This is a genomic window from Aeromonas sp. 602658 (assembly GCF_049173005.1).
Classification (GTDB): Bacteria; Pseudomonadota; Gammaproteobacteria; order Enterobacterales; family Aeromonadaceae; genus Aeromonas; species Aeromonas veronii_A.
The window spans coordinates 1-4,869 of the sequence record NZ_JAAKRF010000061.1 but is presented as its reverse complement, the minus strand read 5'-3'; the positions used below and the strand labels follow the sequence as shown (position 1 = coordinate 4,869).

Here is a 4,869-nt window from a genome sequence, read left to right as displayed (position 1 = left end):
ACCAACGTGAAGATCCCGCGCTGGATGCATCAGCGTTTCGAGGGGCTGGATAACGATCAGATGACCCGCAATCTGGTGGGGGCGAGCATCGCCATCGATCAGGTGCGCGTGCTGAGTCAGGAAGGGGTGAAGGATTTCCACTTCTATACCCTGAACCGCTCCGAGCTGACTTATGCCATCTGCCATACTCTGGGGGTTCGTCCCAAGGGTTGACCGGTAGTCACCGCGATAAAAGCAAAAAGCCAATGAGTTGCTCATTGGCTTTTTCGTTATGCCGATTATCAAGGTCTGGTCGGGGCGATCTCTTTTGGCTCAAGATCGATAACCGCATTACCGGCAGCCCCCGGATACTGGCGATAGACCTGATCCTGCTCCAGTGTGTAGAAGGTATCCAGATAGTCGTCGTTATTGGTCATCCAGGAGTCGGGCAGTGCCTTGACGATGCGACCGCCGAGATCGAGGAAGGGCAGGGCTTCCGGCACGCCACCCGCAGTAAAGCCGAGTTTGAGAGCTTCAATCAGCAGGGCGCTCAGCTCCTTGTAGTTGACGTTGTCATCCTGCTCCATCATCACCACATCGACGGCACCCCAGCGATAGCGATCCCAGTAAACCAGGATCTGGTTGGGGGTGTAGTCTGTGTTGTCATAGTCGAGGTAGGGCATGTCGACGATATCGACCACTGGTTCATCCCGGCTGGGATTAACCCCTGCGACCACTGCATACACTTCGGCTGCGCCGAGCAGCCAGGGCTCCTGATCATCCTTCAGTCTGATCTTTTTCAGGATACTGGTCTTGAGTGGCGCCGTGCTGGCCGCCACTCGCGGAGCGCTTTGCAGATCAGCATCGGCCAGCGCCTTGCGCATTACCTTCAAGCCTGCGTTTTTGGCTTTGACGGGATCGGCTTCGACTACCAGAACCGGCAGGGCCGGTGCCTTGTCCACATCCAGATAGACGGGATTGCCAGCGCTGTCGAACGCTTCAATGGCGCTCCAGCTCTTCTCATCTCCACTTGGAACATAGGCGACCAGCGGTTCGACGCCCTGTTGCAGTGCAGCGGCCTGATCGGTGTTGGCCAGCCGCAACTGCATCAGTTGCTTGACCTCGCCATCCAGTCCTTGCCGGCTGATGGCCGCCTGGTTGGCATCGGTCGCCTGCCGCTTAAGGCGCGGGCTGGCCTTCTGCAGCAGATTGGGAAGCGGGCTCTGATATTGCTGATTGCTCAGCAGGGGCAGCAGGTTTTTCTGCTGAAGTGCGAGCTGGCGAGCCAGCTCTCGATCCGTATCGGCAGCCTGGACGCTCGTAGCACCCAGTATGGCCAGTAGTAACAAGACAGCCTGATTTTTCATTTTTATACTCCGTTGCATGGAACCTGACAGGGCAACACGTCCGGGAAGATTGGTGCCCTAGCGCCACTAGAAGGAAATTAGTTTCACTTGTGAATCATTTTATGTGGATAGTGTGCAGAGGTTCACGGTTTGAGGTTCAATTGATTCCTTTGTCGATATGATTGGAACTGATAGATAGCCAGACCAATCAGCAGACCCCAGCAGGCTGCCGCGATGCCGAGCAGGCTGATCCCGGACGCGGTAATGATAAAGGTAAGCAGCGCAGCTTCTCGGGCTTCATCCTGTTGCAAGGCAGAGTGCAGACTGCTGCCGATGGTGCCTAGCAGGGCCAATCCGGCGACGCAGGTGACAAGGGCTGCCGGAAAGGCGCTAAACAGGGCCGCGACGGTCGCGCCGAAGCAGCCGGTCACAAGATAAAAGCAACCCGCCCAAACCGCAGCAGGCCAGCGGCGTTTGGTATCCGGGTCGACCTCTTTGCCCATGCAGATGGCTGCAGTGATGGCGGCCAGATTGAAGGCATAGCCGCCAAAAGGGGCGAGCAGCAGGCCAGTCAGGCCAGTCCAGCTGATCAGCGAGGAGGTGGAAGGCTGATAGCCGTGGGCCCGCAAGATGGCAATTCCCGGCATGTTTTGCGATGTCATGGTGACAATGAACAGCGGCAGCGCGATACCAAACAGGGCATCAAGGGAGAAGACTGGCCATGTCCAGACCGGGCTGGCGAGTTGCCAGTGAAGGGTGCCCAGTTGCAATCCCCCCCGCACGCTGCAGGTCAGCATCCCCACTCCCAGTACTAGCACCATGGTATAGCGGGGCCAGAGATGACGACCCAGCAGGAAGGCCAGCAGCAGGGTGCCAAGCAGCAAGGGATCTTGCGGGGCGACCTTGAATAGATCCAATCCGAATCTGAGCAGCACGCCAGCGAGCATGGCGGCGGCCAGTGGAGCCGGAATATGTTTCATCAAACGGTCGAACCAGCCGCTGATGCCACACAGAGTGATCAGCAGGGACGAGATCACAAAGGCGCCGATGGCTTCCGCCAGAGTGAAGTTGCCCAGCGTGGTGATCAGCAGTGCCGCGCCCGGTGTGGACCAGGCGGTCAGGACGGGGATGCGGTAATAGAGAGAGAGGCCGATGCAGCTCACCCCCATGCCGATCCCCAGCGTCCAGAGCCAGGAGGCAACTTGGGCAGTATCAGCACCCGCTGCCGTGGCGGCCTGGATGATCAGGATGACGGAGCTGGTGTAGCCGACCATCACGGCGATAAAGCCGGCGACCAGATGGGGGAGGGCGAAGGGCATGAGACTTCCTTTTGGCGTTGTGACGCGCTGTGCGTTATTACGTACAATACAGCTTTGACTATATCTATGTGCGCTATAGCGCACAAGTCGCATCATGCAAGAGTAATAAAGAGGCAGTTATGCAAGAGATGAGTCAGCATCTGGCTGCTCGACTGAAGGGGTTGCGCAGCGAGCGCGGCTGGAGCTTGGATGCCGCCGCGCGCGAAACGGGTGTCAGCAAGGCGATGCTGGGGCAGATTGAGCGGGGAGAGTCCAGCCCAACGGTGGCGACGCTGTGGAAGATAGCCACCGGTTTTCGAGTCTCATTTTCCAGTTTCATTGAGCCCACACCAGCCGTGCAGGAGGAGGTGCTCTATCGCACCGCCGATGCCATTCGCCAGCAGCCTGCGGGAGAGGGCATGCAAGTTGCGCCGCTCTTTCCTTATGAAAACCGGTTTGGTTTCGAGTTGCTTGAGCTGACCCTGTTGCCGGGTTACCAGCGTGAATCCGAGCCCCATGAGCCGGGAGTGACCGAGCATGTCATCGTCATCAGCGGCATGATGGAGGTGCTGGTGGAAGGGGAGTGGCGCTCACTGGTGCAAGGGGAGGCGGTGCGTTTTGCTGCCGATCGCCCCCATGGCTATCGCAATCTGGGCATAGCCCCGGCGATTTTCCACAACTTGATCCACTATTCGGTGGCAACACCCTGAACATGTTCCGCAGTCATCAACCCGGTCGACCATCTGTTCTGGGGCGGATCAGTATCGGGGTATAGACCCAGACAAACAGACCATAGGCTGCGATCCAGGCAAGCGCGCTGAGGTTCCAGCCATGCAGGGTATAAGCAGGCCAGAACAGCGGAATCACCACCCGCATTGTGGCGGCGGCGATAACCAGGGCGAATGCGCCAGTGATCCTGCGTCCTATCTGCAAGGCCCGACCGCTATGGCCGAGGGAGACTCGCGCAATCATGCCCAGGATCATGGTGCCCATACAGCCTGCGCTGAGCAGGTGACTGGCCATCGACAACGTGATGGGCTGACCCGCGCTATGTGCCGCAAGTGCGAGCAGGCCAAAAGGGATAAACAGATAGGCGAGATGGAGTGACCACAGCAGGGGATGCGCAAGGGTCGATGGCAGATGCCAACGCAGTTGCCGCCACAGATGCAAACTCGCCGCCACTATATATAGAGGCACTATATATATGCTGGTGACCCATTGGGTGGGGGGCAACAGCCAGCAGAGCAAGATAAGCCACAGTGTCGCGAGCGCCGCCCGCTCCAGCCAGAGCTGAGGTGCAGCTTTCTCCTGACCGGTTGCTCGGGCTGTGAAGAACGGAATTACCCTTCCACCCATCACGGCGATCAGGGTGGTAAACAACAGCACAGTGGTGATCAATAGGTGCTCAACGGTGGTCCAATCGGCCTGCCATAACCAGCTGGCACCATTGAGCAAGGTCAGTATCAGCAACAGGGGCACGAAGAAGAGGTTGCGCCATTGCCGGGTTATCAAGATAGGCTTGGCAAGGAACCAGGTACAAAGCGGCAACCAGAGCAGGTCTGCCGCCATCAGGAGCGTATTCTCTTCACCCAGCCAGGGTAACAAGGTCCTTGGCAACATCCACAACCCCACCACCAGTGCCAATGGCCAGCTCCGAACACCGGGATGGGCCGTCCAGTTCTGCACCGCGGTGAGCAGAAAACCCGCGACGATGGCGGCCCCGAAACCAAACAGCATCTCATGACCATGCCACCAGATCGGGTTGGCAATCCCTGGCAAGGTTAGCCAACCGTTGATCTGCCCCAGCCAGAGCAACATGGCGACGGCAGCAAACAGAGCCCCGAACAAGAAGAAGGGTCGGAACCCCAAGCGGAACAGCGGGACGATTTGCTCTTCCTTATGGCTATCGAGGATTTGATGCATGAGGGTATTCCAATTGAACATTTGAGATGGCAATTATAAATTGGCTTTTTAAATGTTCAATTTAAATCCGGCAATAGTCAGGATTGATGCCATTTTGAGCAAAAAAAAGAGGTGATTGCTTGATATCTGAGCGAACGAACTTTTTTGCTGAAAAAGCCCTTGTCATCCCGGCGCGGCTCCCTATAATGCGCCCCTACCAGCACGGCGGAACACGCCAACCTGATGAGCCAGCTTCCTTGTGAAGTCGGCGCCGAAAGAAAAGCGAAAACTATCGCTTGACTTTCGAAGTGAGAAGCGTAATATGCGCCTCCTCAACGCGACAA

The 4,869-nt window shown here is 57.4% G+C and carries 5 protein-coding genes; 2 read left to right on the top strand and 3 right to left on the bottom strand.

Features of this window, described 5'->3' with window-relative positions; all coding sequences use genetic code 11:
- The coding region (locus G5253_RS20390; RefSeq protein ID WP_421204158.1) for a methylenetetrahydrofolate reductase at positions 1-213 on the top strand (213 nt) is incomplete at its 5' end.
- A 68-nt stretch (positions 214-281) separates the two neighbouring features.
- Here G5253_RS20390 and G5253_RS20385 read toward each other — a convergent pair.
- Both G5253_RS20385 and G5253_RS20380 read right to left on the bottom strand, forming a co-directional pair.
- Positions 282-1,346: a DUF3103 family protein gene (locus G5253_RS20385; RefSeq protein WP_201952759.1), complete on the bottom strand. Its 1,065-nt coding sequence runs from the start codon at positions 1,344-1,346 to the stop codon at positions 282-284.
- A gap of 122 nt (positions 1,347-1,468) precedes the next feature.
- Positions 1,469-2,644 carry a benzoate/H(+) symporter BenE family transporter gene (locus G5253_RS20380; protein ID WP_266134875.1) on the bottom strand — a complete coding sequence of 392 codons (1,176 nt, stop codon included), beginning with the start codon at positions 2,642-2,644 and terminating at the stop codon, positions 1,469-1,471.
- A gap of 119 nt (positions 2,645-2,763) precedes the next feature.
- Here G5253_RS20380 and G5253_RS20375 point away from each other — a divergent pair, with 119 nt between their 5' ends.
- Complete coding sequence (locus G5253_RS20375) at positions 2,764-3,333, top strand: helix-turn-helix domain-containing protein (RefSeq protein ID WP_266134874.1); 570 nt, start codon at positions 2,764-2,766, stop codon at positions 3,331-3,333.
- A 16-nt stretch (positions 3,334-3,349) separates the two neighbouring features.
- On the opposite strand, the gene G5253_RS20370 is transcribed toward G5253_RS20375, so the two are convergent.
- Entirely contained in the window at positions 3,350-4,546 is a 1,197-nt protein-coding gene (locus tag G5253_RS20370; protein ID WP_266134873.1) for an NnrS family protein, read from the bottom strand.
- Positions 4,547-4,869 lie beyond the last annotated feature (323 nt).

Coding starts and splice junctions, on each gene's coding strand:
- G5253_RS20385 (WP_201952759.1), bottom strand. CDS start 1,346: ATGAAAAATCAGGCTGTCTTGTTACTACTGGCCATACTGGGTGCTACG.
- G5253_RS20370 (WP_266134873.1), bottom strand. CDS start 4,546: ATGCATCAAATCCTCGATAGCCATAAGGAAGAGCAAATCGTCCCGCTG.
- G5253_RS20375 (WP_266134874.1), top strand. CDS start 2,764: ATGCAAGAGATGAGTCAGCATCTGGCTGCTCGACTGAAGGGGTTGCGC.
- G5253_RS20380 (WP_266134875.1), bottom strand. CDS start 2,644: ATGCCCTTCGCCCTCCCCCATCTGGTCGCCGGCTTTATCGCCGTGATG.